We start from the raw sequence: 26,443 nt of genomic DNA, 5'->3' as shown, positions 1-26,443 counted from the left end.
GCTAGCATTGCGGGGTTAGGGGCAGTATATTCAAAAGCTTATTTATGCAACAAAGCCGCAGCCCTTGCTCAAGTAAATCTAGTTAGGTAACAAAAGCATTTGGGGTCATTCCTTTGTGGTGGGAAGCCAGAAAAAATAATAAAAATGCTATGCATTTTACTGGATTGCACGCGTACAAAATTTTCAATTTTTCCTCGCAATGACAAATCTATTCTAATAACAACCCAAGCCTATTTCCCACAGTAACATCAATATATTTTGCAGCAGCTGGAAGCCCTTTGATTTCCATTTCTACATACGTATCTTGCTTTGGAGGGATTTTTGCTTTAAGCTTTGTAACAGATATATATTCATCTAGAGCTCTATTATTATGATCCATCGCCCTAACTTTAATTAAAGGATTAGATATTAAATACTCAGAGTTATTAGATATTTTATAAAACATTTTTATAGCACCAGCATTATGCGAGCTTCCTAATTTAATTTCCTCTATTTTTAGCTGATCATACTTGCTCAAGGATTTAAAGCTATCTAGCAGTAATACAGCTAAACAAAAAATTATGAAGCTAGTCCACAAGAATGGAAAGACGTTATATTTTCGCTTAGGTGGAATATATGGCAAAATCACTGGTACGTTTGCAGACAATTGATTACCATATCCATTTTTAATAGGTGTTTTAACAGCTTCAACTTTATTTTCGTCAAAATCACTTAATTTACTTGTTTTATAATCTATTTTTTGATACCAAATATGGCTACATTTAGAGCATTTAACTCGTCGTCCGTTAATACCTATTTGATTATTTGAGACAATAAATTTTGTTTGACAATTAGGACAAGCAATATACATAGTAAATTTTTTTATATTTGACTTCATGATAAAGTTATTTATGTTTTTTAGCAATATAACAGTTAAAAATTATGTTCACATACATCAAAGAAATTGAAGAAGCTTGGCAAATAAAGGACAAGCTATTACAAGATTCCGTAAAACTTTCAGCATTAAAAAAAATACTGCATGATGTTATAGAAAGCCTGAATAAAGGCACTATTCGTGTTTGTGAAAAACAAAATAGCAACTGGGAAGTTAATGAATGGGTAAAAAAAGCAATTCTTTTATATTTTATGACGACTGAATCACAGCTTTATAATAATAATTATAATAGTTGGTATGATAAAGTTGCACCTAAATTTCCTTTTGATGTTGAGCTTAACAAGTTTAAAGAAGCCGGCATACGCAAAGTCCCAGGATCGTTTGTTAGAACCGGCACATATATTGCTAAAAATGTTGTCATTATGCCGTCTTTTATCAATATCGGGGCTTATATAGATGAGGGTACAATGATTGATACATGGGCTACTATTGGTTCATGTGCTCAAATCGGCAAAAATGGTCATATCTCAGGTGGTACCGGAATTGGCGGGGTGTTAGAACCGCTGCAAGCAAAGCCCGTTATTATCGAAGATAATTGCTTTATCGGTGCAAGGTCAGAAATCGCTGAAGGGGTTATAGTAGAAGAAGGAGCGGTAGTTAGTATGGGTGTCTTTATCGGAGCTTCTACAAAAATAGTTTATAGAGATAGCGGTGAGATTATCTATGGTAGAGTACCTGCCTACTCTGTAGTAGTGCCAGGGGTATTACCTAATAAAGAAGCAGATAAACCAGGACTTTATTGTGCTGTAATCGTAAAACAAGTTGATAAAAATACGAGAGCTAAAGTTAGTATTAATGAATTGTTAAGGAGTTGATATCTAAAAATATTATAAAAATAAATAATTATAAATCGTTATTATTATTAACTGAAGTTTTGACAAAAAATTTTTAATCTCTCAGGGTTTAATTCCCCGAAGGGTAAATTCCAGTATTAATTAAGCCAGATTTATATTTTCTTCCCATACCTCATTGGGTGTTTTATAACCGAGCACTTTTCTTGGTAAATGGTAAATTCCAGTATTAATTAAGCCAGATTTATATTTTCTTCCCATACCTCATTGGGTGTTTTATAACCGAGCACTTTTCTTGGTAAATTATTTAAAAAATCCTCAATTTCTTGTAATTGCTTTATTGTTAATTTTTTTATATCTAAAGATTTAGAGTATACTCTGTGCACCATTGAGTTAATCTCTCAGGGTTTAATTCCCCGAAGCTCTGCTTCGTGATATCATAAGAAACAACTAAAACTTTTTTAGATACCTCGTAGCTCTGCTGCGAGGAGCATCATTCTTCTCTATCAATGGTTTTTGCCATGGAGAATAAGGATTGCAAAAATATACTTTTCGTTCAGATTTTGGCAATAGTTGTTCATGATTGGTAAATTCTTTGCCATTATCTAACGTTATGCTTTTGATTATATGCGACAATTGTTTAAGTTTTTTATTCATGTTACCAATCACATCTTGTGTTCTTTTTGAACGGTTTAAAGTGAGAAACACTTTTTGTGTTCTGATATCCACAAGAGCGCCTATATTACGACTTTGATTACCTTTGTTAAAAGTTAAATCACCTTCTAAATGACCTATTGCTGCTATCTTTCTATTTATCTCTGGTCTTTCAGTAATGGAAACTCGATTTGGTATTGTAATTCTTTTGTTTCTGATTCTTGTACCATGATGCAACCTATTTTTCCTTTTTCTTGCTAAAGATAAATATAATTTTTGCCTTTGTGCTATAGGAGATGTATAAATAAACTGGTATATACTCTCTGTAGAAATATTGACAGTATCTCGTGATAGTTTACGTCTACCTGAAATTATATCTGGTGAAATACCCTGTGTTAACTGCTTTATTATTTCTGCTCGTAAATTATTATCAATATCTAATTTTCTTTTTCTCTTACCTTGCCTTAAACTGCAAGCAAGTGTGTTAGCCCTATCTGGTCTATAATTATGCCTCATTCTCTTGAGTTCATAACATATAGTGCTTTTATCACGGCCAATCTTTGTCCCTATATATCGCGAGCTATAACCACTCTTATTCATTTCGTATATTTTAAATCTTTCATCTATCGTTAAATGAGCCATGATATATCTATATTTAAATGATGCTCCTCGTAGCTCTGCTGCGAGGAGCATCATTAAAAATTTTTTGTCAAAACTTCAGTAAATACTAATTCTGCTTTATTGAATATTATATGCTCATTGTGGTGTACTGATAATTCAACAAATTGATTATTTGAATTATTATATACTTCCTTTTTTATCTTGTCACTCTTCTGTCTACTACGCCAACTGTATAATGTTTTAACAGATATTCCATAAGTATTTTGCAAGTTGGGATATAATAATCCTGTTTGATATGATTCACTAATGATTTGGTTCTTTTGTGCTTCTGTAATAGTGGGGATTGTGATATTCTTCATACTATATTATCCTTTGCTTATGCCACTATAGAATAATATGTATTGCTCACTATTTATACTAGACCGCCTTTACAAGACGCTTACGATAAAAGCACTAAATATTTAACTTTAAATATAAATTTTTACTTTAGTCAGAAAAATTAGAATTTTTGTCAAAACTGCAGTTACATGGTGGTAATGTTTAATATGTCATATAATAAGGCATCCCACAAATTTACTGAAGTTTTGACAAAAAATTTTTATGAACAAAAGTGGCGAGTGTATCAATCTATAATTTGTATTATATATCAAATAATTTACTTTAAATTGTAGAAATATCGCTTTTAAGCTGATAAAAGCACTAAATATTTAACCGCATAGCGAAAATCTAGGGAGCTTGCTCCCTAGATGGATAGCGTTATAATATAAGCGTTGGCATATTATAATTTAGTAGAATGGAATTGAGGCGTAATAGTCATCATGTTTTTAGAATAATGTATCACTTTGTGTGGATACCAAAATCAACTAAACGCAATGGATAAAATTGAAAAAGAAACAAAGCAGTTTAACCTGTTTTGAAACTCGGTCGCTTGCGGCCGAGTTCTTCATCTTTAAATATAAATTTTTACTTTAGTCAGAAAAATTAGAATTTTTGTCAAAACTTCAGAATTTAGTCCGTCCGCCAAAACTCTACAAGCCTTATAGATAATATGGTTTTAAGACAAGAAGTAATACAACAATCCGTAAGAAAATGATAAAATATGGTCATAAACCTTATGGATTTCAGTCAATGCCAATAGACAACATTATCAAATCGCAAGAACAAGGGAAACTGTTTGGTTATAAATTAAAAGAAGAATTAAACCCAAATAATAAGCTATATAAATTAAGAGAATTAATAAATTGGTCTAGGCTCGAAGAGTGGTTATCAAAAAATGTTTGTATTAAGAAATTTGGTAGAAATAGAAAATGTCATAGAGTGATGCTTGGCATAACGATGCTACAAGCAATGTATAATTTTTCAGATTCATTATCAGAGGAAGAGCTAAAAGAGAATATGTATTGGCAGTATTTCTGCGGGTGGGAATATATAGAAAAAGACATAGCTATCTCGGAAACTAGTATACGACGGTTTCGTAGTGTATTAGGTGAAGCTGGATATAATGAGATATTATCGGAGTTGATCAGGGTTGGGATAAAAACTAACACAATTAAAAAAAAAGATTTGGAATTAATCATCGCTGATACGACTGTACAAATTAAGAATATCAAACACCCACACGATGTTTATTTAATGGATAAAGCTAGGCTTAGCATAGTAAAGCTTTGCAACAGTTTGGGTATACATTTGAATGAAACATACGCTAGAACCTATAAACGCGATATAGTAAAGCTATGGAAATATAAAGAACATAGTAAAGCCAAGAAGCGTTGGAAAATAATGAAGCATTTAAAAATATTACTGGGTCGTTTGATTAGAGTATGTGAGCGTGAGATCAAAAATAAGCAATTAAACTTGTCTCTCAAAAATCAAGAAGTATTGCAAAAAATAAAACAAATACATAACCAATCTGTTTTAAAAAGAGAAGCTAAAAAGCAATATAAAGAAGATAACAAAGTATTATATAGTTTTCATGCCCCTGAAGTAGAGTGTATAGGAAAGGGAAAACGCAACAAGCCATATGAGTTTGGCAATAAAGTAGCGGTAGTAGTAAGTGGTCGTAGAAATTTTGTTTTATCCGCAAAATCGTTTCATAATAATCCTTATGATGGTCATACATTGCATCAGAGCTTTGAAGCAGTAGAGAGTGTCACTGGAATCAAGATAAAGAAATCATTTGTTGATCTTGGGTATAGTGGTAGCAATGTAAAGGAGAAGAGTAAGGTATATACCCCAAAAACGCGGAAGAAGTTGTTACAAGAGGACAAGTCTATGATCAAGAGACGCAGTGCCATAGAACCAATAATAGGTCACTTAAAGCAATATGGTCGGATGGGTAGAAACTTCTTGAAAGGTATGATAGGAGATATTATCAATCCAATAATCTCTGCTATTGGTTTGAATTTACGATGCATTGCAAATCATTTACAAATCGTGTCTAACTCCACATAAATCAAAAATATCATCATGCAAAAACTAGATGAACGATAAAAAATCGTTAACAATAGCTCCATATCAAAATTAGACCAACACAGAAATGTATCAGTAAAAATTAACATAACTTATTAATTTTTATTGAAAATCTTAGCAATTTGTTGTCAAAACTCTATCCCATTACAAATGATCAGGATTTGAAGTGTTTTTGGCGGATAGACAATTTAGTGTCAGTATCTTAATGGATTAAGCTATACCTGACAGTTTTAAAAAAATGTTATATTTTATTCAGGTATAGGTGACCTTATATGTCATTCTTAGCAACGGCGGGAATCCAGAAAAATAAATATAAAAGCAGCAAGTTTTTAAAATTAAAAGCTTAGGTATCTTGCTTTATGCTGGATTCCAGCTTCCGCGGGAATGACACATAACAAAAACTGTCCGGTACTATCATTAAGTATACGCTCCGCTCTTCGGCTTACAGACTCCATGTTCTTTTTCAAATAAAACTTCGTCTACCCAACTTTTCATTTATTAGGAGTATAATTATTTTTTCATCTCCGCTATTTCTTTCTTTAATTTTATTACTAGGGTTTGTAATTGTTCAAATTCTTCCCTAGTAACATAATTACCTTTAAGTATTTTATCCTCAATCACGTCGCAGCTTTTATCTTTTATATTATTTATCGCTTTATGTAAAACGCTGCTAGCACCTGTCGCTACTTTTAATAAATCATTTGTTTTCATTTTAAAATACCTCAAGTGATAGAGCATGCAAGCCATTTTGGAATTCATCGGCAAGGAGGTTGTTAATGGTACGATGATTGGCGACTAGGCTTTTGCCTTGTAAAATTTCCGCAGAGATTTTTATTTTAATATGGCTGTGAATTCCGTCATAATGACTAGCATGTTTATGACTTTCGTCTATTATTTCGCAAAAATGTGGTTTTAAGACACTTAAGCTTTTAGTTACCCTGTCTATTCTGCTCATATTTTTATTTTATTTATAGAAAAAATATCTTAGTATTTGTTAGAATATATAATTTTATTATCAAAATGGCAATGTCAGAATTAATCGCAGAATATAAAGTTTTGCAAGCTGAAATGGATGAAGTAGGGAGGGGAGTATGTTTTGCCTGTAAATTATTGAATTATGATGAAATCGTATTCATCGAACCAAATAAGAATTTCATAATTCAGGATTTAGAAAAAATTATTGAAAATGTAAGCAAAAAGCTTGATATTCCTCTAAAATTTAGAAAAACAAAAAAAGATGTCATATTATTTATATTAGATATTACCGATTCTGATCTAATTAAAAGTTTTGCCAGAAAGTTATATTTATCTTCCCAGCTATATATAAATGATGAGCGACCGGAAATCTATATAAATTGTTGTATTGCGAGTAGTGAGTTCCCAAAAGTAAGTGCTAATGCAGAAGAGATTGAGAAAATACTAAATATGTTACTTTCACAGAATAATAATTATTATTATCGTGAATATAACTCTGATGATCATGATTTAGAGAATATAAAAAAGTCTAATTTACAACTCAATTTGCTTAGACAAGCTTTAGCTAAAAAAACTATGCGATTTGCTTATCAGCCTATAATCGATCGAAAAACTTTGAAAGTACATTATTATGAATGTCTGCTTCGAATACCGGATGAGAATGGTGCTTATATTTCTGTTGGTCCTATAATTCCTATTGCTGAAAATAAAGGATTAATTTTTGTAATTGATCAGATTGTTTTAGAGATGAGTATTCATGAGCTTGTAAACAATCCTAATTTAATGCTATCTGTTAATATTTCAAATATTGGCACGACTGATGAAGCTTTATGGGAGATAGCAGAAAGTTTATTAAAAACTTATGATGTTCGAGATCGTTTAATTATCGAAATTACCGAGACTTCTTTTAACGAGAATTATGATAAAATAAACGTATTTATCAATAAGTTACGTAAGTTTGGTTGTAAATTTGCTTTAGACGATTTCGGCTCAGGCTTTACTTCCTTTAAACAACTTCAAAGCTTGCCTATTGATATTATAAAAATTGATGGCAAATATGTCCGTAGTATTACAAGCGATGTACAAAGTAGATATTTTGTTGCAAGACTAATAAAGATCTCAGAAGATTTAAATATTGAAACAGTAGCTGAATTTGTCGAAAATGGCGAAATAGCTAAGTTTTTAATAGATCTAAAAGTAGGTGGCTTGCAAGGCAATTACTACTCCGAAGCAAAATTTGATAGGGTGGAGTAGTGTCATTGCGAGGAGAAACGCAGTTTCGACGCGGCAATCTAGTATTAACATTCTGAGATTGCTTCGGCGATGCTATGCATCTTCTCGCAATGACGTTTTATAGTACTTGACAAAATCCCTAAAACCATATATGCACAACTCAATTTTAAAAATTAACTTAAATGCTGTTACTTGAATTAAAAAAAACTAATCAAACTTTAGAAACTATACATTTTATTGGCATTGGCGGCGTTGGAATGAGCGGCATTGCTGAGATATTACATAATCTTGGTTATAAGGTGCAAGGCTCTGATTTATCAGAAAATTATAATACCAAACGTTTAGAAGCATATGGCATTAAAATATTTGTTGGTCATACACCACAAAATATTACAAATGTCTCGTATGTTGTTGTTTCTTCGGCAATTAATCGAAATAATCCGGAAGTAAAAGAAGCTTTGGAGCGTAAAATCCCAATTATCAGACGTGCAGAAATGCTTGCTGAACTTATGAGGTTAAAATGCTCGGTAGCGGTATCTGGTTCGCATGGTAAGACTACTACCACTTCTTTAGTTGCTTGCTTATTTGAGGCAGCTGGTTTACATCCTACAGTCATTAATGGTGGTATTATTAATAATAGGTCAACAAATGCTTATCTTGGTTCAAGTAACTATTTAATTGCTGAAGCAGATGAGTCAGATGCAACTTTTATCAGTATTCCGTCGACTATTGCAATAATAACCAATATTGATCCGGAACATTTAGATTATTACAAAGATTTTGATACATTAATTAATGCCTTTAGGAGTTTCATTACAAATTTACCTTTTTATGGTTTTGCCGTTTGTTGTATTGACCATAAAATAGTACGTGAGTTAGTAAATAATATTACCGAGCGGAAAGTTATCACTTATGGTATTGATTCCGATGATGCTCATATTACCGCGTTTAATATTAGTACAGATATTACTTCATCTACCTTTGATGTAAAAATTAGTTTGCCAAATGTAAGTGGTGTTACAATTATAGCAAAAATTACTATTCCCACTCCAGGAAGGCATAATATTTTAAATAGCCTTGCTGCAATCAGTGTAGGGTTGGAGTTAGATTTCGGTATTAAGGCTATTAAAAACGGCTTTAATAGCTTTAAAGGAGTAAAAAGAAGATTTACTAAAGTGGCTGAATATAATCATGCTTCGGTTATTGATGATTATGCTCATCACCCTGAAGAAATTAAGGCAACATTATCTACTGCTAAAAACATAGCAAACAAACAGCATGGTAAGGTTATTGCCATTTTCCAGCCACATAGATATTCAAGAATGCAGCATTTATTTGATGATTTTATGCGTTGCTTTGATGATGCGGATTTACTTTATATTACAGATGTATATGCGGCAGGTGAAAGCCCTATAGAGGGGATTAGTGGGCAAAGTTTAATTGATAATATTACTAAGCTCAAATATCATAATCAAGCACATTTCTTAGCAAAATTAGATGACACTGTAGAAGTTATAATGAATAAAGCATCACCTGGTGATATGATCATTATGATGGGAGCAGGTAATATTTCAAATTTTGCAAATGAATTACCACAAAAATTTGGTAATTTGTCATGAACCTCCCTATAGTAAAAGGTGAATATAGGAAAGACTATAACTTAAAGCATTTAACATGGTTTAAAGTAGGCGGTAATGCTGAAATATTTTTTAAGCCTGTAGATAGCGAAGATTTAGCAAGCTTCTTAGTGCAAAATAAACAAAAATTACCAATAACTACCTTTGGTGTAGGCTCGAATATTATCATACGAGACGGAGGTATAGAGGGCGTCACCATAAAGCTTGGTCAAAATTTTAGCAATATCGATTGTACGGATGATGGTCATTTAATAGTTGGTAGTAGTTGCCTTAATTTTAGTTTAGCTAAATTTTGTCAGGTAAATGCTATTAGCGGCTTTGAGTTTTTAGTCGGCATCCCTGGAACTATCGGCGGTGGTGTTGCGATGAATGCCGGAGCTTACGGACGTGAGTTTAAAGATATTGTTGTAAGAATCGAAGCTATTGATTTTGCAGGAAACTTTCTAACATTTACCAACAAAGAAATTGGTTTTAAATATCGTGGTAATAATTTGCCAAAAGATTTAATTATTCTCAAAGCTGTTTTTAAAGTTAATAAAGGTAATAGTGAAGATATATTAGTGCGGATGAATGAAATAAATGCTGCAAGATCATCAACGCAGCCTATCAAGGAGCGTACTGGCGGCAGTACTTTTGCAAATCCGAAAGGATTTAAATCGTGGCAACTTATTGACAAAGCAGGACTTAGAGGCTATAGAATAGGCGACGCTTCTATCTCAGAACTTCACTGTAACTTTATGATAAACAATGGAAATGCTACCGCTAAAGCATTAGAGGATCTAGGTAACTTCGTCCAACAGAAAGTATTTGAAGATAGTGGTGTTAAATTAAATTGGGAAATAAAGCGAATCGGGAAAGTGTCATCCCGTGGCTTGACCACGGGATCCAGAGAAAAATTATAAAATAAATTCGCAGAACTAAATTTGCCTATCCCCGAGGCAAGCCTACGGGGTATTTACGGCAAATTTTCCTGCGGACCGTCCTGCTTTGATTCAAATAATCGTGGCAAGCCACGGGGAATTTAACCCAACAGGGATTAAATTTACTGGATCCCGTGGACAAGCCACGGGATGACAGAAGTGGAATGTATACACGCATTATTGTAAGACGTTATTAAAAAAAATAAAATATGCATAAATATCAAACACATTGGGTTGAAATCTCAGAAATTAAAATATTAAGTGATAAAGGCAAGAAACATATAGCATTAGTAGCGGGCGGTATGTCTGCTGAACGTGAAGTATCGCTGATATCAGCAGAGGGAGTAGGCAAAGCTTTAATAGAAGCAGGATATAAAGTTACTTTTATAGATATGGGAGCTGATATTGCTGTTAAGCTGAATGAAATAAAGCCTGATATTGTTTTTAATTGTCTGCATGGCACATATGGTGAAGATGGTTGCCTGCCTGGACTGCTTAATATTATGCGAATTCCTTATACTCATAGCGGGGTTTTAGCCTCAAGCCTTGCTTTTGATAAAGTACATTCTAGAAGCTGGTTTTTAACCAATAACATTAATATGGCAGAAAGTATTGTCATAAATAAAAACGATAATGTTAAAACTGATCCTATAAAACGCCCATACGTGATTAAGCCGCTTACACAAGGCTCAAGTATTGGTGTTGAGGTGATATTTGAGAAAGATGATTTTAACTTTGCTAATTATGATTTGCCTTATGGTGATGAGGTAATAATAGAGAAATATATAAAAGGGCGTGAATTACAAGTAGCAGTGTTAAACGGTAAAGCCTTAGGAGCTTTAGAAATTAAGCTATTAAAAAACCGTTTCTATGATTATGAAACTAAATATACTGAAGGATTTGCCGAGCATCTATGTCCTGCTCCTTTGCCTACCGATATATATGATAAATTGCTTAAAGAGTCGGAAAAGATTTATAATACAGTGAATTGTAAGGGGGCGGCTAGAGCTGAATTTATTTTAGAAGACAGTACAAATAAATTATACGCTTTAGAAATAAATACGCATCCTGGCATGACTCCTTTATCGATAGTACCAGAAATTGCAGCTCATGCAGGTATAAATTTTGTTAATTTGATTGAAGAAATTTTAAAGACAGCAAGCTTTGAATCATGAGAAAAAAAACAAGCTCAAATAAAAAAAATACCGCTAAAAAAAACAATAACATTTCATTGCGTCGAAAGTTAGGACTAATCTATAAGAAAACAATATTAATACTTAAAATCGTTTTAATTATCTTTATATGTTTGTTTGCTTTCACAAAATATTTTGCTTCGTTAAAAAGCTATTTAACAACAAATATATATCAAACAACTACAGAACTTGGCTTTAAACTTGAGAATGTAATAATTGAGGGACAACAAAATGTTGATGAACCTACAATATTAAAAGTTTTAAATGCTAAAAAAGGTAGTTCTATTTTTGCTCTTAATTTAGATAAAATTAGGAATAATTTAAAGAATAATAGATGGATTAAGGAAGTATATGTTTCAAGAAGATTACCAAACACTATATATATAAAACTGTTTGAAAGAGAACCTATTGCCATTTGGCAGATCCATAATCAACTCTTCTTAATTGATGAAGAGGGTTATGAAATCAGTAAGAACATAGAGCCATTTCCTCATTTATTACATGTTGTAGGGGAGGGGGCAAATATATATGCTAGCAAGCTAGTAAATGAGCTACAAAAATATCCGGCATTAATAAATAAAACCTCATCTGCTATTAGATGTGGGGATAGAAGATGGGATTTAAATCTTAAGGGTGGAATAAATATTAAATTACCGGCAAAGAATTTTGAAGAAGCTTTAAAATATATAGATGCACTCAATAAAGCAAATAAACTATTTAATCAAAACTACAAACAGTTAGATTTGAGAGACAAGAATAAGTACTATATTGAGAAGTATTAATTAGACTCGTCATTGCGAGGAGATGCAATGCATCGACGTGGCAATCTCAGGACGTTTAACGAGATTACCTCGTCGCTATACTCCTCGCAATGACGTTTTTGGAATTACAACAAACATAAAAAATGAAAGAGAAAATATCGAATTTTGTAGCACTTGATTTTGGCAGTAGTAAAATTGCTGCGATTGCTGCCTATATTAGTAAAAAAGGTGAGATTAAGGTAGCAAGTCAAAATTTACATCACTCTAAAGGCATAAAATCAGGGGTTATAACAGATTTAAAGAATGCTGAAAGTAGTATTGTTTCAGCAATTTATGCGTTAGAAAAAGATTGTAATAAAAATATCAAAAAAGTTATATTATCGCTATCAGGAGCTACTACTAAATCTTATTATATAAATTATACTATTAAAATTAGTACAGCCACTATAACCGAGCAAGATATAAAAAAGCTTTTACAAAAAGCATTACAGGAGTTTAAATTTAAGGATCAAGAAATTATTCATTACTTTCCTCTTGAGTTTATTCTTGATAATAATAGGGTTGAAAATCCTATAGGTATGTACGGAAGAGAGCTTGGCTGTGAATTACATATTATTGCAGCTGAGTCAAATATGCTATCAAATATCGTGCAGTGTTTTGCTAAATGCCATATTGAAGTTACAAATATTACTCTAGCCATTTATGCTTCTGCGATTAGCTGTCTTACAAATGATGAAAAAAACCTCGGTTCATTGATTATAGATATAGGTGATAAAACCACTTCTTTTGGTATTTTCTTTGCCGGTAAATTGATATATACAGGACACGTAAATATAGGTAGTTTTCATATTAGTTCTGATATTGCAAAAGTTTTCGGTACTGACCTTGCTACAGCTGAAAAATTAAAGATTTTATATGGTAACGCAATTTTATCCTCTTTTGATAAAGATAGTATTATTAATATGGAAGATTTTAATGTTGATGCTCACCATAGCCCTGCAGGAGCAGTAACGGTTTATAAACTTGCTGAAGTAATAAAAGCAAGAGCGGCAGAAATATTGTTAATGGTAAAGTCTGAATATGATAAGGCAATAAAAGGACAAATATCAGTGTATCGTACTGTTATTACTGGAGGCGGATCGCAGCTTAGAGGTTTAAAGGAGCTTTCAAGTAAGGTTTTTGAGAAACAAACTAGAATAGGTAAGCCAGAGCTTATTGATGGCTTTACTGAAGACTATAATCCCGCTGCTTATTCGGCAGTTATAGGTATGCTAAAAATTCACGCTCTAAAACAGCAAAAAGAATTTTCCCATATGAAACTTGATGAAAATAGCAGCTGGATCAACAAAGTTTTCGATTGGCTAAGAGAGAATATTTAATCTCTCAGGGTTTAATTCCCCGGAGCTCTGCGTCGTGATATACTACTTGAATGGAAGAAAGCAGTTATATACATAAGAGTCATAATGTCACAGTACTAATATATCATTTAGTAACGCCGGCAAAGTATAGAAGAGTAATATTCAATCAAGAACTAGATGATTATTTGTGTAAAATTTGTGAGCACATAGAAGATCGTTATGAAATTAGATTTTTAGAAATAGGAGTAGATAAAGATCACGTACATTTTTTATTACAGTCAATACCAATGTATAGCCCAACAAAAATAACTCAAATCATAAAAAGTATTACTTCTAAGAAAATGTTTGAGAAATATCCAAATCTTAAAGAAAAATTATGGGGAAGTGAGTTTTGGAGTAAAGGATATTTTATGAGCACAGTAGGTAAACATGGTGATGAGCAGAAATTACGTAATTATGTACAGAATCAAGGTTCAGGCAAACCTTCTTATAAAGCATTTCAACAAAAACAGTGGTAAATTCCAGTATTAATTAAGCCAGATTTATATTTTCTTCCCATACCTCATTGGGTGTTTTATAACCGAGCACTTTTCTTGGTAAATTATTTAAAAAATCCTCAATTTCTTGTAATTGCTTTATTGTTAATTTTTTTATATCTAAAGATTTAGAGTATACTCTGTGCACCATTGAGTTAATCTGTAATAGTTGAGATTATATCTTACATTTAGTAAAATAAATTAATTATTAAATGGAGATAAAGAATGAACTTAAATCAAAAAATAATAAAACCAAAATTAGGTTTACTTGAATTAGCTAAGAGCCTTGGTAGTATATCATCAGCATGTAAAGCGATGGGATATAGTAGAGATAGTTATTACAGATTTAAAGAACTGTATGAAACTGGTGGCGAAGAAGCGTTGTATGAAATTAGTCGAAGAAAGCCAATAATAGCGAATAGAGTTGATCCTGCTGTAGAGAAAGCAGTACTAGATATGGCAATAGAATATCCAGCATATGGTCAGCTAAGAGTATCAAATGAGCTTAAAAAGACAGGTGTACTTGTATCACCTGGGGGAGTAAGATCAATTTGGTTACGTAATGATTTAAACAACATCAGTAAAAGACTTAAAGCATTAGAAGCAAAAATGGCTCAAGATGGTATTGTGCTTACTGAGGCACAATTACAAGTGCTAGAGAAGCGTCGTAATGAAAAAGAAGCTCATGGAGAAATTGAGACACAGCATCCAGGGTATCTAGGATGCCAAGATACATATTATGTAGGCAACTTTAAGGGTATAGGTAAGGTTTATTCTCAGGTATTTATTGATAGCTACAGCAGAGTAGCTGATGTTAAACTATATACTGATAAAACAGCTTTAACTGCTGCTGATATGCTTAATGACCGAGTGTTACCATGGTATGAGACTCAAGGGATACCAATACTTCGTATTCTGACAGATCGTGGGTCAGAATATAAGGGGAATATAGAGCATCATGCTTTTGAATTATTTCTAAGTATCGAGTCCCTCCGCCAAAACTCTAAAAAATATCACTTGTGTCACTAATTTCCAAAAATAGTGCGATTTTAGAGCAAATTACTCTAATTTTGAGGGCTGATTTTAAATTTTTGTATTAAAAACCACACTATTTCCCAAAATGCATTCATTTTTTTATTGTCATTTTTTTGTATTTCCATAAGCTTTTGATATAAAACCTTTCATTTTCTTATGGATTTTACTATGCATTTTTGCCTTAAAACCCTATTGCCTATAAGGCTTTTAGAGTTTTGGCGGACGGACTATCGAAGGTATAGAGCATACTACTACTAAAGCATATTCTCCTCAAACAAACGGTATGTGTGAGCGTTTTAATAAAACCATGAAACAAGAATTCTTTGATACAGCTATGCGGAAAAAGATTTATACAGCTCTTGATGACCTACAATTAGATCTTGATATCTGGCTAGAGTATTTCAATAATGAAAGACCTCATTCTGGTAAATATTGTTATGGAAAAACTCCTATGCAAACTTTTAAGGATAGTAAGAAATTAGCTGTTGAAAAGAATAATGAAATCTTGTATCTTGAATATGTATCTGACAGTCAAAATTTAACTGACAATCAGGGGCAAAATTTATAGTGTCTGTAAGATCAAATCTTAACTTCTACAGTTAATCTTCTCTATCAATGGTTTTTGCCATGGAGAATAAGGATTGCAAAAATATACTTTTCGTTCAGATTTTGGCAATAGTTGTTCATGATTGGTAAATTCTTTGCCATTATCTAACGTTATGCTTTTGATTATATGCGACAATTGTTTAAGTTTTTTATTCATGTTACCAATCACATCTTGTGTTCTTTTTGAACGGTTTAAAGTGAGAAACACTTTTTGTGTTCTGATATCCACAAGAGCGCCTATATTACGACTTTGATTACCTTTGTTAAAAGTTAAATCACCTTCTAAATGACCTATTGCTGCTATCTTTCTATTTATCTCTGGTCTTTCAGTAATGGAAACGCGATTTGGTATTGTAATTCTTTTGTTTCTGATTCTTGTACCATGATGCAACCTATTTTTCCTTTTTCTTGCTAAAGATAAATATAATTTTTGCCTTTGTGCTATAGGAGATGTATAAATAAACTGGTATATACTCTCTGTAGAAATATTGACAGTATCTCGTGATAGTTTACGTCTACCTGAAATTATATCTGGTGAAATACCCTGTGTTAACTGCTTTATTATTTCTGCTCGTAAATTATTATCAATATCTAATTTTCTTTTTCTCTTACCTTGCCTTAAACTGCAAGCAAGTGTGTTAGCCCTATCTGGTCTATAATTATGCCTCATTCTCTTGAGTTCATAACATATAGTGCTTTTATCACGGCCAATCTTTGTCCCTATATATCGCGAGCTATGGCTTTGTTGCATAAATAAGCTTTTGAATATACTGCCCCTAACCCCGCAATGCTAGCCTAGCCAACAGGCACAGAGATAGGTTTACCAATTTCAAACATTTTGTTTAATAAGTGGCATTTAATAGACATTTCTTTTGTCATATTTTGATCATGTCTTGATAGAAACTTACTACCAAAAGAAGTTTTAAATCGAAAGAACGTGTTCTCTACACGCTCCCTTCTACCATAATTATTCTTTACCCTCCATGCTTGGTATCCTTTGTTTTGTTGATATATAACAGCTGCATCTCTCTCAGTTTTATCCCTAAGCGATTGAACTTTTACTGAAGAGTTTGGGGGTCTAATAACTGGTTTTATCTTCTTCTTTCTCAACAATTGATATGTAGATTCACCGTCATACCCTCGATCTCCCAGAAAATCCTTGGCTCTGACATTAGCTATTAGTAGTCCAATCTGTGATCTATCATCTATAGTATGCTCTGTGGTACTATCGGCAAGTATCATACCTTGATCTTCTATAACGATATGTAGCTTTTTCCATATGCGACGCTTATATTGCTTACCATGCTTATTTTCTAGCCATTCGTTCCCTGTGTAGGCTTGTATCCCTGTACTATCCATTGAAATACAACTAAATTCTTTATCTTGATTTCCATGTAAATACCTAAGATCTAATGACTTCATACGCTTACTTAATGTTGTATAGTCTGGACATCTAATAGATAAACCCGATATTTCAAAGAGCCAGTTTATAAAGCCTTGGGTTTGGCGTAACTTAAGACCGAATAAGCATCTGATCTTCAAACACTGTAATATAGCGTGATCACTATAGCGTCTAGGTCTTCCTCGTTTCATTTCCTCTCTGTAATCAGCATACCAGCCAATCGCCAAATCACTGGCAATCATAAAATCTATGCGACCCCTATTGCGTAAAAAATTATTATATTCTGACCAATTCGTTATTTTATATTTAGAATACTTGCGTGATTTACTAAAAGGGGCTTTCTTCCGAGATCTCATATAATCTGGATTATTTTTAATTCAGGACATCTTACCAGATTATCACCACTCTTGCTCTACAAATCTTATTTATGCAACAAAGCCCACCGTCATACCCTCGATCTCCCAGAAAATCCTTGGCTCTGACATTAGCTATTAGTAGTCCAATCTGTGATCTATCACCTATAGTATGCTCTGTGGTACTATCGGCAAGTATCATACCTTGATCTTCTATAACGATATGTAGCTTTTTCCATATGCGACGCTTATATTGCTTACCATGCTTATTTTCTAGCCATTCGTTCCATGTGTAGGCTTGTATCCCTGTACTATCCATTGAAATACAACTAAATTCTTTATCTTGATTTCCATGTAAATACCTAAGATCTAATGACTTCATACGCTTACTTAATGTTGTATAGTCTGGACATCTAATAGATAAACCCGATATTTCAAAGAGCCAGTTTATAAAGCCTTGGGTTTGGCGTAACTTAAGACCGAATAAGCATCTGATCTTCAAACACTGTAATATAGCGTGATCACTATAGCGTCTAGGTCTTCCTCGTTTCATTTCCTCTCTGTAATCAGCATACCAGCCAATCGCCAAATCACTGGCAATCATAAAATCTATGCGACCCCTATTGCGTAAAAAATTATTATATTCTGACCAATTCGTTATTTTATATTTAGAATACTTGCGTGATTTACTAAAAGGGGCTTTCTTCCGAGATCTCATATAATCTGGATTATTTTGAATTCAGGACATCTTACCAGATTATCACCACTCTTGCTCTACAAATCTTATTTATGCAACAAAGCCATTCTCCATGGCAAAAACCATTGATAGAGAAGATTAACTCAATGGTGCACAGAGTATACTCTAAATCTTTAGATATAAAAAAATTAACAATAAAGCAATTACAAGAAATTGAGGATTTTTTAAATAATTTACCAAGAAAAGTGCTCGGTTATAAAACACCCAATGAGGTATGGGAAGAAAATATAAATCTGGCTTAATTAATACTGGAATTTACCAACCATTGATAGAGAAGATTAACTCAATGGTGCACAGAGTATACTCTAAATCTTTAGATATAAAAAAATTAACAATAAAGCAATTACAAGAAATTGAGGATTTTTTAAATAATTTACCAAGAAAAGTGCTCGGTTATAAAACACCCAATGAGGTATGGGAAGAAAATATAAATCTGGCTTAATTAATACTGGAATTTACCCGTGCTAGCAATTATATCAGGCCATGCACTATCATCCTCAATATAGGACAAGATGGTCATGGTGGTAGTCATTGGGTTAGTATAGTTTTACATAGAGTCAATAATCAACATCATGCTTATTATACTGATTCTTTAGGCAATCATATTGCTAGTAACATAGTAGAGATTTTAGATCAGAATAAGATATTAGTGCATGATATAAGTATTATACAACAAAGAGATGGTCATAATTGTGGATTATTTGCATTAGATAATGTACATAGGATTAGTCAGCGATTATTAGGTGATAGGAATGCAAATATTTATGCTATACAAAATAGCTTACGATCATATAATGATCATGAATTACAAGTACTCAGAAGAGATATAGCAAGTGAGCTTGAGAATGATATAATCCGTCAAGGAACCTTAATAAATATTGGTATGCTACCACAAGTGATAGAGGACGATCAGAGCAGTTTTGCAGCATCTTTAGATTGTATGATTTGGGCTGGAGTAGCTTCCATATTGCAGACAAAACATAAGAGAAGTACTAGTGAAGTTCATAATAAAATTATAATTAATAAGCAGTTTTTAGATGATTGTAAACGTGACTTAAAGCCACATATGCTAGGTTTTGAGTTACTGAAATTAATACATTGGAAGCAATTAGTGGTAGATGTTGAGAGTTGTGATAGCTTTAGTAAGCTTATTCATAGTTTTTATGCTGCATTATATAGTAAGATACATGGGGTGGATATTGAGGTATTGCGTATTAAGATACAAAAGGCTTTTGCTAGTCAAGATATCAGTCAATTAAGCAGAGTCTTAGATAATATTAAAGATTTAAATATATTAGAAATAATCAGTAAGGAAACATTTATAATTCATTCGGTAGAGGCATTGAATATAGCATGGACAAGATTATTAATAGAGAAAGGTGCAAATGTTAATGCTCAAGATACAAAAGGTAATACAGCCTTATATTATGCTATTAAAAAGAATGATAAAGCAGTAATTAAGTTATTAATAGAGGAAGGAGCAAATTTAAGCCCAATACATTTAGCAATCAAGAATAATAATACGGATATCTGCAAGTTATTAATAGAGAAAGGAGCAAATGTTAATGCTCAAGATACAAAAGGTAATACAGCCTTATATTATGCTATTAAAAAGAATGATAAAGCAGTAATTAAGTTATTAATAGAGGAAGGAGCAAATTTAAATATACATAACTATGATGGTGATAGCCCAATACATTTAGCAATCAAGAATAATAATACGGATATCTGCAAGTTATTAATAGAGAAAGGAGCAAATGTTAATGCTCAAGATGCAAAAGGTAATACTCCTGTAATTATAGCAACAGCTATCAAGAACAAAGAATTAGTGAATGATCTAATAGATGTAAACGCAAAGAATGATGATGGAGATAGTGCAATACCAACAATAGTAGGAGTAGGAGTAGGCAGCGGAGTAATAGGAGGAGTAATAGGAGGAGTAAGCAGCGGAGTAATAGGAGGAGGTATTATGGGTGCGGGTGGAGCAGCCTATGCAAAAGCTATAGGATCATATAGTAGAGTAGACAATAGCGATAGTGAGATATTAGAAAACTTAATAGAACATGGAGCAAATTTAAATGTTGTAGATAGTTTTGGCAATACTCCTCTACATCATGCCGCAGCAAATAATGATGTAGAAATGGTTGAATTATGTATAAATAATAACGCAAATATAGATGCAAGGAATCATTTAGGCGAAACCCCGTTACACATTGCAACAAATAATATCAGATATAGGGGGGGACGCACTACACGAGATATTAAAACAGATGTTATAAATAGTAACATTGATACTAAGACTAAAAAAATAATATCTATTTTAGTTCAACATAATGCTAATTTAAGTATTCAGAATAATCATGATGATACAGCTTTACATTTAGCAGTTAAAAAACATGCTATAGAAGTTGTTGAGTTACTATTAAATGCAGTAATGGATGGTATATTATTATATATAGAAAATAATAATGGTGATACGATAGTAAAATTAGCCTTAATCAGTGGTGATTATAAAATGATATCATGCTTTATAAATTTTCGTGATTATTCAGGCAGTAGTATATTACATTTAGCAGTCAAAAATAATGCAAAAGAGATCATCGGTTTATTAATCAAAAACAAAGTGGATCTAAACATTGTAGATAAAGATGGGTATACAGCTATACATTTAGCTGTAGCTAGTAGTAATGAAGAGTTGGTTGAATATCTAATAGGATACAAAGTTAATATAAATATACAGGATATGCGTGGTAATACACCAATACATTTATCAGCAGGAATACGTAATATCAAAATATTTGAGATGCTTCTAGAGAATAACGCCAATTTAAATCTAAAGAATAAAGATAATAAGACAGCTATACAGTTGGCAAAAGAGTATGGTATGGATGTCGAGCAGTTCCAACTTCCAACACCAATGCCATATAAAGATTATGATATAGAAGATCTAACTATAAGAAGCAAAGATTTAGAAAATACGTATTATCATAAACATCGTCATCATCATGGAGAAATTTTTCATAGAGGAGATCATCATCATAAGGATATTGCAGATCATCATCGGGGGCGTATAGTAGATAAATTGCCAAAGATAGTTGGCGACAATTATGATAATAATATGCTAGATTTTAAAGATGATATTGGTAAAAGTAATACTGATAGTAGACTACATCCTATAATAATGCATAATGCCATTGACGCAAAACAGACAATATCACAAGATGCAACTAAACTTATAGGTGATAAAACATCTACTATAAGAGATAGTGTCAATAATAAATTAGTAGTAGATTGGCAAGGTAATTTATTGTTGGGGTACTTATTATTTGGTAAAAAATGTAGTAGTGCAAAATGTGAGATAACCCAAGAAGTTGTTAACGAACCTAAGGATTCGGATTATGCTCATAGGCTTGCATATAGTAGCTATGCCCCAGTAATTGAAGATAAAGAATTAGTAGGGGAGGGGTAATCTATATTGTATAGGGTGTCATATCAAATCTTGACTTTTACAGAAATTAACACAGTTATTTGTACAGATCCTAGAGCTAGGTGATGATAACAATACAAATTAATATTATACTAATATCTTAATAAAAAATTAACTATCTTACTATAGATTTGTTTTTTTGTGTTAATTTTTGTTGTTGTTTTGCTACTTGACGCTTTACTATCTGATTTAATTCCTCACGTCGTTTTTTATAATTGTATGGAATTATGCCGTCTATTTTTGGATCTGTATTTTCATCGATGAAAACAGAATTATTGTATGAGCGTTTTGTTTGCATATGTTATTCCGAATAATTTTTTCAAAAAAATGATGATAAAAGGAGTTTTACTTTTTGTTTAAAAAGAATATCTGTAAAGAACAGAAATTTAAGATTTTTTAAGTTTAGAGAATTTGTTAGTTTTTGTAGGCACTTCTTCTTTAGTAACTAAGCTAGCATTCGTCCCATCTAAGTTAAAACGCTGGGCTCCTTCAACAAGAAGTTTTTTATATCTGTAATCAGAGCAGTATCTTCTAAAAAATCTCTTAATTTGTTGTTTTGAGAAATTATCTTTCTCTAGAACTTTCTTTACTAATACCTATAGCAAGAGGTTTTGCAGGGATAGAAAAGCATAGAGGATATTTTGATTGCAGTAATTTTAAGATTTGTTTTGATTCTTCTTTCCATTTCGACAGTTTAGCCTTTAGGGCTTCTTTTTGCTCTTTGGCTAAAGCGATTGCTTTTTCTTCTTTAATTTGAGCTTGAGCAGCTTTACTCTCTTGAGCTTTAGTGCTCTTACTAGTATCAGGCTTAATATCCTTAGTAATGTTAGTATTAACAGGTTTGTTTTGTACTGTTTGCTTATCGAATACTCCTACTTGTTTTTTAAGGATTGGAGTCACAACACTAACTGGTACTTTAAGCTTTAATGTAGATTTTGCTGTTTGCATAATATTTAACTAACTGTTTTTTAGTTTATTTATTTCATCAATTGAAAGACCAGTGACTTTAGCGATAAAGTCAGTATCAGAGCCAGCAGCAATCATATTGTTAGCTACTTCCATAGTTTTTTTAGCTTCCCCAATCTGCATGCCTTTAGCTTCCCCAATCTGCATGCCTTGTTGTATACCTTCTTCTTTCCAATGATGAGCAAGACTAGTCATAAGTTTTTCTCCTTGTTCGGTATTAAGACGACTTTTAAGTATTTTTTCTAACTCTATTTTATCAGATTTTTCAATTTTAATCAATGTATAGGTTAATATCAGCTCTAGGTAATCTATACCAATATTAAGTTTAGCAAGTTCTGGTAATAGCTCTGCTACCTCATACCATCTTTTAAGTAAATCTCTTTCATGAATATGTTTCATGAAGAACTGCAATATTCCAGCCCACGCTTTCTTCTTTAATTCCTCATCGGGAATATCATGGACATTAATTACTTGATGATCTTTAGTCCAAATATCTTGCATTAGTTCTTTATGCTGGCATAGATCCCAAATATTCTTTGGAGCATTATATTGCTTTTTACCATTGTAAAACACTAGTGGGTAGACGAGCGGTAAATGTTTACAATTTGGTTTTAAGGTTAAATGTCTTCCTATAATATCCATCATGTATTTAAAGAGTCTAAAAGCCATGAAGTGATCAGGAGTACTTTGATGCTCTAAAAGAATCCATAAATAACCAGTATTATCTTTAAACTTAGCAGAAAATAGAATATCAGATATAGAGTTCTTAAGATCGGCTTCAACAAAGCTTTCTTTTTCCATCTTAAGGGTATGGGAAGAGAACATAGCCTTAATCTCTTTTGGTAGATGCATCTCAAAGAACTCTTTGGCTACTATTGGGTTCTCTAGAGCCTTGCGAATAAGGGCATCATGCCTTGGACGCTCAGAAGAACCATCATTGCAAGTAGCACTTGCACTGTTGCTGCTAGCATCATCAGCATCGCTATCTACACTTAAATCTTCTTCTGTGCTACTAATATCTTTTTCATTCATTGTGTTGTTGTTCTATTACGTTGCTAACAGTTTTCGAAACATCTGTACTATTTTTAGCTTTTTTAACAAGCTTAGGTTTGTTTATTATAGACGGTATTTCTGTTTTAGTCACTAGCGTTGCTGGTGTTCCATCAAGGTTGTACCTTTGAGTTCCTTATTAAACTCTGCATATTCTATGAAAAGGTAAATGTTCCGTGTATGAGGCTTACTAAATGCTGAGCAGAACATGCAAGTATCCAAAATCCAACGAATACAGGCGTGGCATAGTTAGTAGGGATTTTTAATCTTTACCTACTAACTCAGGAGTTTCGCACTTAGCAAAGAATATGCTAATCTAGAGAAAAATAGTTTTAGATAAAAATGACAAGATCAAAATGTAGTAAAGATTTATATAAATCATTTTTACAAGCAAGTAGTGTAAGATATACTGGCAAAGCATTATCTGAAGTAAGCCCAGTAGATCTATCGCACGATAGTGCAAGTCGATGGTTAAAGAGTAAGGATTTTCGCCCTAGCGAAATCTATAGCAAAGTGTCAAAATATCTTGATCTAGAGGCCCCTTGTTTATTAGTAGGAGATGACACCTTATTGTCAAAGCAATACAGTAAGAGGATCGAGATTGTAAATTATCAATATTCTGGGGCTGTACATGATGTTATACCTGGTATAGGAATGGTAAACTTACTGCATTACAATACTCAAATTGATCAATCTACTCCTGTAGATTATAGAATATATGATAAAGAAACTGATGGCAAAACAAAGAACGAGCATTTTTGTGATATGCTTACTTTAGCTAAAGAAAGAGGTATCAATCCTGATGCCATAGTCATGGATGCTAGGTATAGTGGTTTGGATAATTTAAAACATATACGTAATTTAGGTTGGATATGGGTTACTAACCTAAGAAAAAATAGAAAAGTTAATCGTAATGTTAGCTTGGACACTTTGGAGATTCCCGATGAAGGGCTAAAAATTCACCTACGTGGATACGGTTGGGTTACGGTATTTAAGTTTGTGGCAAAAAATGGTCGCATTGATTACATAACAACTAATTTAGAGAATCCTACACGTGAGCAAATAGAGAAAATTGTTAAGGCACGTTGGTCTATAGAAGTTTATCATCGAGAATTAAAACAAACTTGTGGTATTGAATGCTGTCAGGCACGCACGGGTCGAGCTCAAAGAAATCATATTTGCCTTGCTGTATTGGCATGGCTTGATATGAACAAAAGGAGGATAAATGAAAAAATTACTTTATATCAACAAACTTGGGAAGTTATAAAAACATCAATTCAGAACAACATTAAATGGCTTCTAACTAATACACAATTTTGCTAAGTGCGAAACTCCTGTATAAAAAGGCTCTCCTGAATGCCTAAACTGTCCTTCATGATATTTTTTGGCACAAGAAATGGCTCTGTCTCATCAATTGTGTAAATTTCGTGAACCATTAAATTCTACCATCAAATTTGATCATAAAATGAGCCATAGCTTCATTCCAATTGGGGATAGGCATAGACCATTTTTTGGTAATATAATCTGTAGAAGTCAAGATTTGATCTTACAGACACTATAAATTTCGTACCTGATTGTCAGTTAAATTTTGACTGTCAGATACATATTCAAGATACAAGATTTCATTATTCTTTTCAACAGCTAATTTCTTACTATCCTTAAAAGTTTGCATAGGAGTTTTACCATAACAATATTTACCAGAATGAGGTCTTTCATTATTGAAATACTCTAGCCAGATATCAAGATCTAATTGTAGGTCATCAAGATTTGTATAAATCTTTTTCCGCATAGCTGTATCAAAGAATTCTTGTTTCATTGTTTTATTAAAACGCTCACACATACCGTTTGTTTGAGGAGAATATGCTTTAGTAGTAGTATGCTCTATACCTTCGATACTTAGAAATAATTCAAAAGCATGATGCTCTATATTCCCCTTATATTCTGACCCACGATCTGTAAGAATACGAAGTATTGGTATCCCTTGAGTCTCATACCATGGTAACACTCGGTCATTAAGCATATCAGCAGCAGTTAAAGCTGTTTTATCAGTATATAGTTTAACATCAGCTACTCTGCTGTAGCTATCAATAAATACCTGAGAATAAACCTTACCTATACCCTTAAAGTTGCCTACATAATATGTATCTTGGCATCCTAGATACCCTGGATGCTGTGTCTCAATTTCTCCATGAGCTTCTTTTTCATTACGACGCTTCTCTAGCACTTGTAATTGTGCCTCAGTAAGCACAATACCATCTTGAGCCATTTTTGCTTCTAATGCTTTAAGTCTTTTACTGATGTTGTTTAAATCATTACGTAACCAAATTGATCTTACTCCCCCAGGTGATACAAGTACACCAGTTTTTTTAAGCTCATTTGATACTCTTAGCTGACCATATGCTGGATATTCTATTGCCATATCTAGTACTGCTTTCTCTACAGCAGGATCAACTCTATTCGCTATTATTGGCTTTCTTCGACTAATTTCATACAACGCTTCTTCGCCACCAGTTTCATACAGTTCTTTAAATCTGTAATAACTATCTCTACTATATCCCATCGCTTTACATGCTGATGATATACTACCAAGGCTCTTAGCTAATTCAAGTAAACCTAATTTTGGTTTTATTATTTTTTGATTTAAGTTCATTCTTTATCTCCATTTAATAATTAATTTATTTTACTAAATGTAAGATATAATCTCA

Annotated in this window: 22 protein-coding genes and 7 pseudogenes; 15 read left to right on the top strand and 14 right to left on the bottom strand. The window is 32.6% G+C overall.

What is annotated here, in order from left to right; translation table 11 throughout:
- Window positions 1-208: 208 nt before the first annotated feature.
- On the bottom strand, window positions 209-850 hold the full coding sequence (locus AAHI98_RS15250) for an MJ0042-type zinc finger domain-containing protein (RefSeq protein ID WP_342226672.1): 642 nt from the start codon (window positions 848-850) through the stop codon (window positions 209-211).
- A gap of 71 nt (window positions 851-921) precedes the next feature.
- On the opposite strand from AAHI98_RS15250, the gene dapD reads away from it, so the two are divergent.
- Window positions 922-1,749, top strand: a complete 828-nt coding sequence (gene dapD, locus AAHI98_RS15245) for a 2,3,4,5-tetrahydropyridine-2,6-dicarboxylate N-succinyltransferase (RefSeq protein WP_342226375.1) — start codon at window positions 922-924, stop codon at window positions 1,747-1,749.
- 209 nt (window positions 1,750-1,958) lie between these two features.
- Here dapD and AAHI98_RS15235 read toward each other — a convergent pair.
- A pseudogene (locus AAHI98_RS15235) lies at window positions 1,959-3,021 on the bottom strand (IS30 family transposase).
- Between the two features lie 53 nt (window positions 3,022-3,074).
- The gene (locus AAHI98_RS15230) at window positions 3,075-3,359 is read right to left on the bottom strand and encodes a hypothetical protein (RefSeq protein ID WP_342226373.1); all 285 of its coding nucleotides are present in this window, start codon (window positions 3,357-3,359) and stop codon (window positions 3,075-3,077) included.
- Between the two features lie 730 nt (window positions 3,360-4,089).
- Here AAHI98_RS15230 and AAHI98_RS15225 point away from each other — a divergent pair.
- Window positions 4,090-5,451: an IS5 family transposase gene (locus AAHI98_RS15225; protein WP_342224717.1), complete on the top strand. Its 1,362-nt coding sequence runs from the start codon at window positions 4,090-4,092 to the stop codon at window positions 5,449-5,451.
- 528 nt (window positions 5,452-5,979) lie between these two features.
- Here the strand turns inward: AAHI98_RS15225 and AAHI98_RS15220 are convergent.
- Both AAHI98_RS15220 and AAHI98_RS15215 read right to left on the bottom strand, forming a co-directional pair.
- Window positions 5,980-6,180: a hypothetical protein gene (locus AAHI98_RS15220; protein ID WP_342226372.1), complete on the bottom strand. Its 201-nt coding sequence runs from the start codon at window positions 6,178-6,180 to the stop codon at window positions 5,980-5,982.
- A gap of 1 nt (window position 6,181) precedes the next feature.
- Window positions 6,182-6,424 (bottom strand): BolA family protein, encoded by a 243-nt coding sequence (locus AAHI98_RS15215; RefSeq protein ID WP_342226371.1) that lies wholly within the window; start codon window positions 6,422-6,424, stop codon window positions 6,182-6,184.
- A 56-nt stretch (window positions 6,425-6,480) separates the two neighbouring features.
- Between AAHI98_RS15215 and AAHI98_RS15210 the strand changes: the two genes are divergently transcribed.
- The 7 genes from AAHI98_RS15210 (at window position 6,481) to tnpA (ending at window position 14,064) form a co-directional block, all read left to right on the top strand.
- Complete coding sequence (locus tag AAHI98_RS15210; RefSeq protein ID WP_342226671.1) at window positions 6,481-7,698, top strand: EAL domain-containing protein; 1,218 nt, start codon at window positions 6,481-6,483, stop codon at window positions 7,696-7,698.
- A gap of 161 nt (window positions 7,699-7,859) precedes the next feature.
- Window positions 7,860-9,296 carry a UDP-N-acetylmuramate--L-alanine ligase gene (gene murC / locus AAHI98_RS15205; protein WP_342226370.1) on the top strand — a complete coding sequence of 479 codons (1,437 nt, stop codon included), beginning with the start codon at window positions 7,860-7,862 and terminating at the stop codon, window positions 9,294-9,296.
- On the top strand, window positions 9,293-10,216 hold the full coding sequence (murB, locus tag AAHI98_RS15200; RefSeq protein WP_342226369.1) for a UDP-N-acetylmuramate dehydrogenase: 924 nt from the start codon (window positions 9,293-9,295) through the stop codon (window positions 10,214-10,216). Before murC ends, murB begins: the two co-directional genes overlap by 4 nt.
- A gap of 227 nt (window positions 10,217-10,443) precedes the next feature.
- Window positions 10,444-11,409 (top strand): D-alanine--D-alanine ligase, encoded by a 966-nt coding sequence (locus AAHI98_RS15195; RefSeq protein ID WP_342226368.1) that lies wholly within the window; start codon window positions 10,444-10,446, stop codon window positions 11,407-11,409.
- The gene (locus tag AAHI98_RS15190; RefSeq protein ID WP_342226367.1) at window positions 11,406-12,209 is read left to right on the top strand and encodes a cell division protein FtsQ/DivIB; all 804 of its coding nucleotides are present in this window, start codon (window positions 11,406-11,408) and stop codon (window positions 12,207-12,209) included. The genes AAHI98_RS15195 and AAHI98_RS15190 overlap by 4 nt, the downstream gene beginning before the upstream one ends.
- Before the next feature lie 122 nt (window positions 12,210-12,331).
- Window positions 12,332-13,567, top strand: coding sequence for a cell division protein FtsA (ftsA, locus tag AAHI98_RS15185; protein WP_342226366.1), 1,236 nt, complete (start codon window positions 12,332-12,334; stop codon window positions 13,565-13,567).
- A gap of 50 nt (window positions 13,568-13,617) precedes the next feature.
- The gene (tnpA, locus tag AAHI98_RS15180) at window positions 13,618-14,064 is read left to right on the top strand and encodes an IS200/IS605 family transposase (RefSeq protein ID WP_342226365.1); all 447 of its coding nucleotides are present in this window, start codon (window positions 13,618-13,620) and stop codon (window positions 14,062-14,064) included.
- A gap of 13 nt (window positions 14,065-14,077) precedes the next feature.
- On the opposite strand, the pseudogene AAHI98_RS15175 reads toward tnpA, so the two are convergent.
- A pseudogene (locus AAHI98_RS15175) lies at window positions 14,078-14,245 on the bottom strand (IS30 family transposase); the annotation flags it as partial.
- A gap of 62 nt (window positions 14,246-14,307) precedes the next feature.
- Here AAHI98_RS15175 and AAHI98_RS15170 point away from each other — a divergent pair.
- A pseudogene (locus tag AAHI98_RS15170) lies at window positions 14,308-15,093 on the top strand (helix-turn-helix domain-containing protein); the annotation flags it as partial.
- A 253-nt stretch (window positions 15,094-15,346) separates the two neighbouring features.
- A pseudogene (locus AAHI98_RS15165) lies at window positions 15,347-15,685 on the top strand (integrase core domain-containing protein); the annotation flags it as partial.
- Window positions 15,686-15,715: 30 nt separating this feature from the next.
- On the opposite strand, the pseudogene AAHI98_RS15160 reads toward AAHI98_RS15165, so the two are convergent.
- From AAHI98_RS15160 to AAHI98_RS15150, 3 genes and pseudogenes are all read right to left on the bottom strand, one after another.
- Window positions 15,716-16,474, bottom strand: a pseudogene (locus AAHI98_RS15160) (IS30 family transposase); the annotation flags it as partial.
- Window positions 16,475-16,518: 44 nt separating this feature from the next.
- On the bottom strand, window positions 16,519-17,481 hold the full coding sequence (locus AAHI98_RS15155; protein WP_342224734.1) for an IS5 family transposase: 963 nt from the start codon (window positions 17,479-17,481) through the stop codon (window positions 16,519-16,521).
- 31 nt (window positions 17,482-17,512) lie between these two features.
- Window positions 17,513-18,196: an IS5 family transposase gene (locus tag AAHI98_RS15150; protein WP_342226363.1), complete on the bottom strand. Its 684-nt coding sequence runs from the start codon at window positions 18,194-18,196 to the stop codon at window positions 17,513-17,515.
- 83 nt (window positions 18,197-18,279) lie between these two features.
- Between AAHI98_RS15150 and AAHI98_RS15145 the strand changes: the two are divergent.
- The 3 genes and pseudogenes from AAHI98_RS15145 to AAHI98_RS15135 form a co-directional block, all read left to right on the top strand.
- A pseudogene (locus AAHI98_RS15145) lies at window positions 18,280-18,477 on the top strand (IS30 family transposase); the annotation flags it as partial.
- Between the two features lie 17 nt (window positions 18,478-18,494).
- Window positions 18,495-18,677: pseudogene (locus AAHI98_RS15140) on the top strand (IS30 family transposase); the annotation flags it as partial.
- 207 nt (window positions 18,678-18,884) lie between these two features.
- Window positions 18,885-21,704: an ankyrin repeat domain-containing protein gene (locus AAHI98_RS15135; protein WP_342226360.1), complete on the top strand. Its 2,820-nt coding sequence runs from the start codon at window positions 18,885-18,887 to the stop codon at window positions 21,702-21,704.
- Window positions 21,705-21,837: 133 nt separating this feature from the next.
- On the opposite strand, the gene AAHI98_RS15130 is transcribed toward AAHI98_RS15135, so the two are convergent.
- From AAHI98_RS15130 to AAHI98_RS15115, 4 genes are all read right to left on the bottom strand, one after another.
- Window positions 21,838-22,020 (bottom strand): hypothetical protein, encoded by a 183-nt coding sequence (locus AAHI98_RS15130; protein WP_342224685.1) that lies wholly within the window; start codon window positions 22,018-22,020, stop codon window positions 21,838-21,840.
- Window positions 22,021-22,108: 88 nt separating this feature from the next.
- Window positions 22,109-22,270, bottom strand: coding sequence for a ProQ/FINO family protein (locus tag AAHI98_RS15125; RefSeq protein WP_342226670.1), 162 nt, complete (start codon window positions 22,268-22,270; stop codon window positions 22,109-22,111).
- A 16-nt stretch (window positions 22,271-22,286) separates the two neighbouring features.
- Window positions 22,287-22,670: a hypothetical protein gene (locus tag AAHI98_RS15120; RefSeq protein WP_342226359.1), complete on the bottom strand. Its 384-nt coding sequence runs from the start codon at window positions 22,668-22,670 to the stop codon at window positions 22,287-22,289.
- Between the two features lie 9 nt (window positions 22,671-22,679).
- A complete protein-coding gene (locus AAHI98_RS15115; RefSeq protein ID WP_342226358.1) occupies window positions 22,680-23,720 on the bottom strand; it encodes an Rpn family recombination-promoting nuclease/putative transposase in 1,041 nt (346 codons plus the stop codon).
- A 360-nt stretch (window positions 23,721-24,080) separates the two neighbouring features.
- On the opposite strand from AAHI98_RS15115, the gene AAHI98_RS15110 reads away from it, so the two are divergent.
- The gene (locus AAHI98_RS15110) at window positions 24,081-25,061 is read left to right on the top strand and encodes an IS701 family transposase (RefSeq protein WP_342225736.1); all 981 of its coding nucleotides are present in this window, start codon (window positions 24,081-24,083) and stop codon (window positions 25,059-25,061) included.
- Window positions 25,062-25,293: 232 nt separating this feature from the next.
- On the opposite strand, the gene AAHI98_RS15105 is transcribed toward AAHI98_RS15110, so the two are convergent.
- Window positions 25,294-26,388, bottom strand: a complete 1,095-nt coding sequence (locus tag AAHI98_RS15105) for an IS481 family transposase (protein WP_342225236.1) — start codon at window positions 26,386-26,388, stop codon at window positions 25,294-25,296.
- Window positions 26,389-26,443: the final 55 nt, after the last annotated feature.

The organism is Rickettsia endosymbiont of Urophora cardui (assembly GCF_964030725.1).
Classification (GTDB): Bacteria; Pseudomonadota; Alphaproteobacteria; order Rickettsiales; family Rickettsiaceae; genus Rickettsia.
Note: the sequence above shows the minus strand (reverse complement) of the source record. Positions and strands in the feature narration are given on the sequence as shown.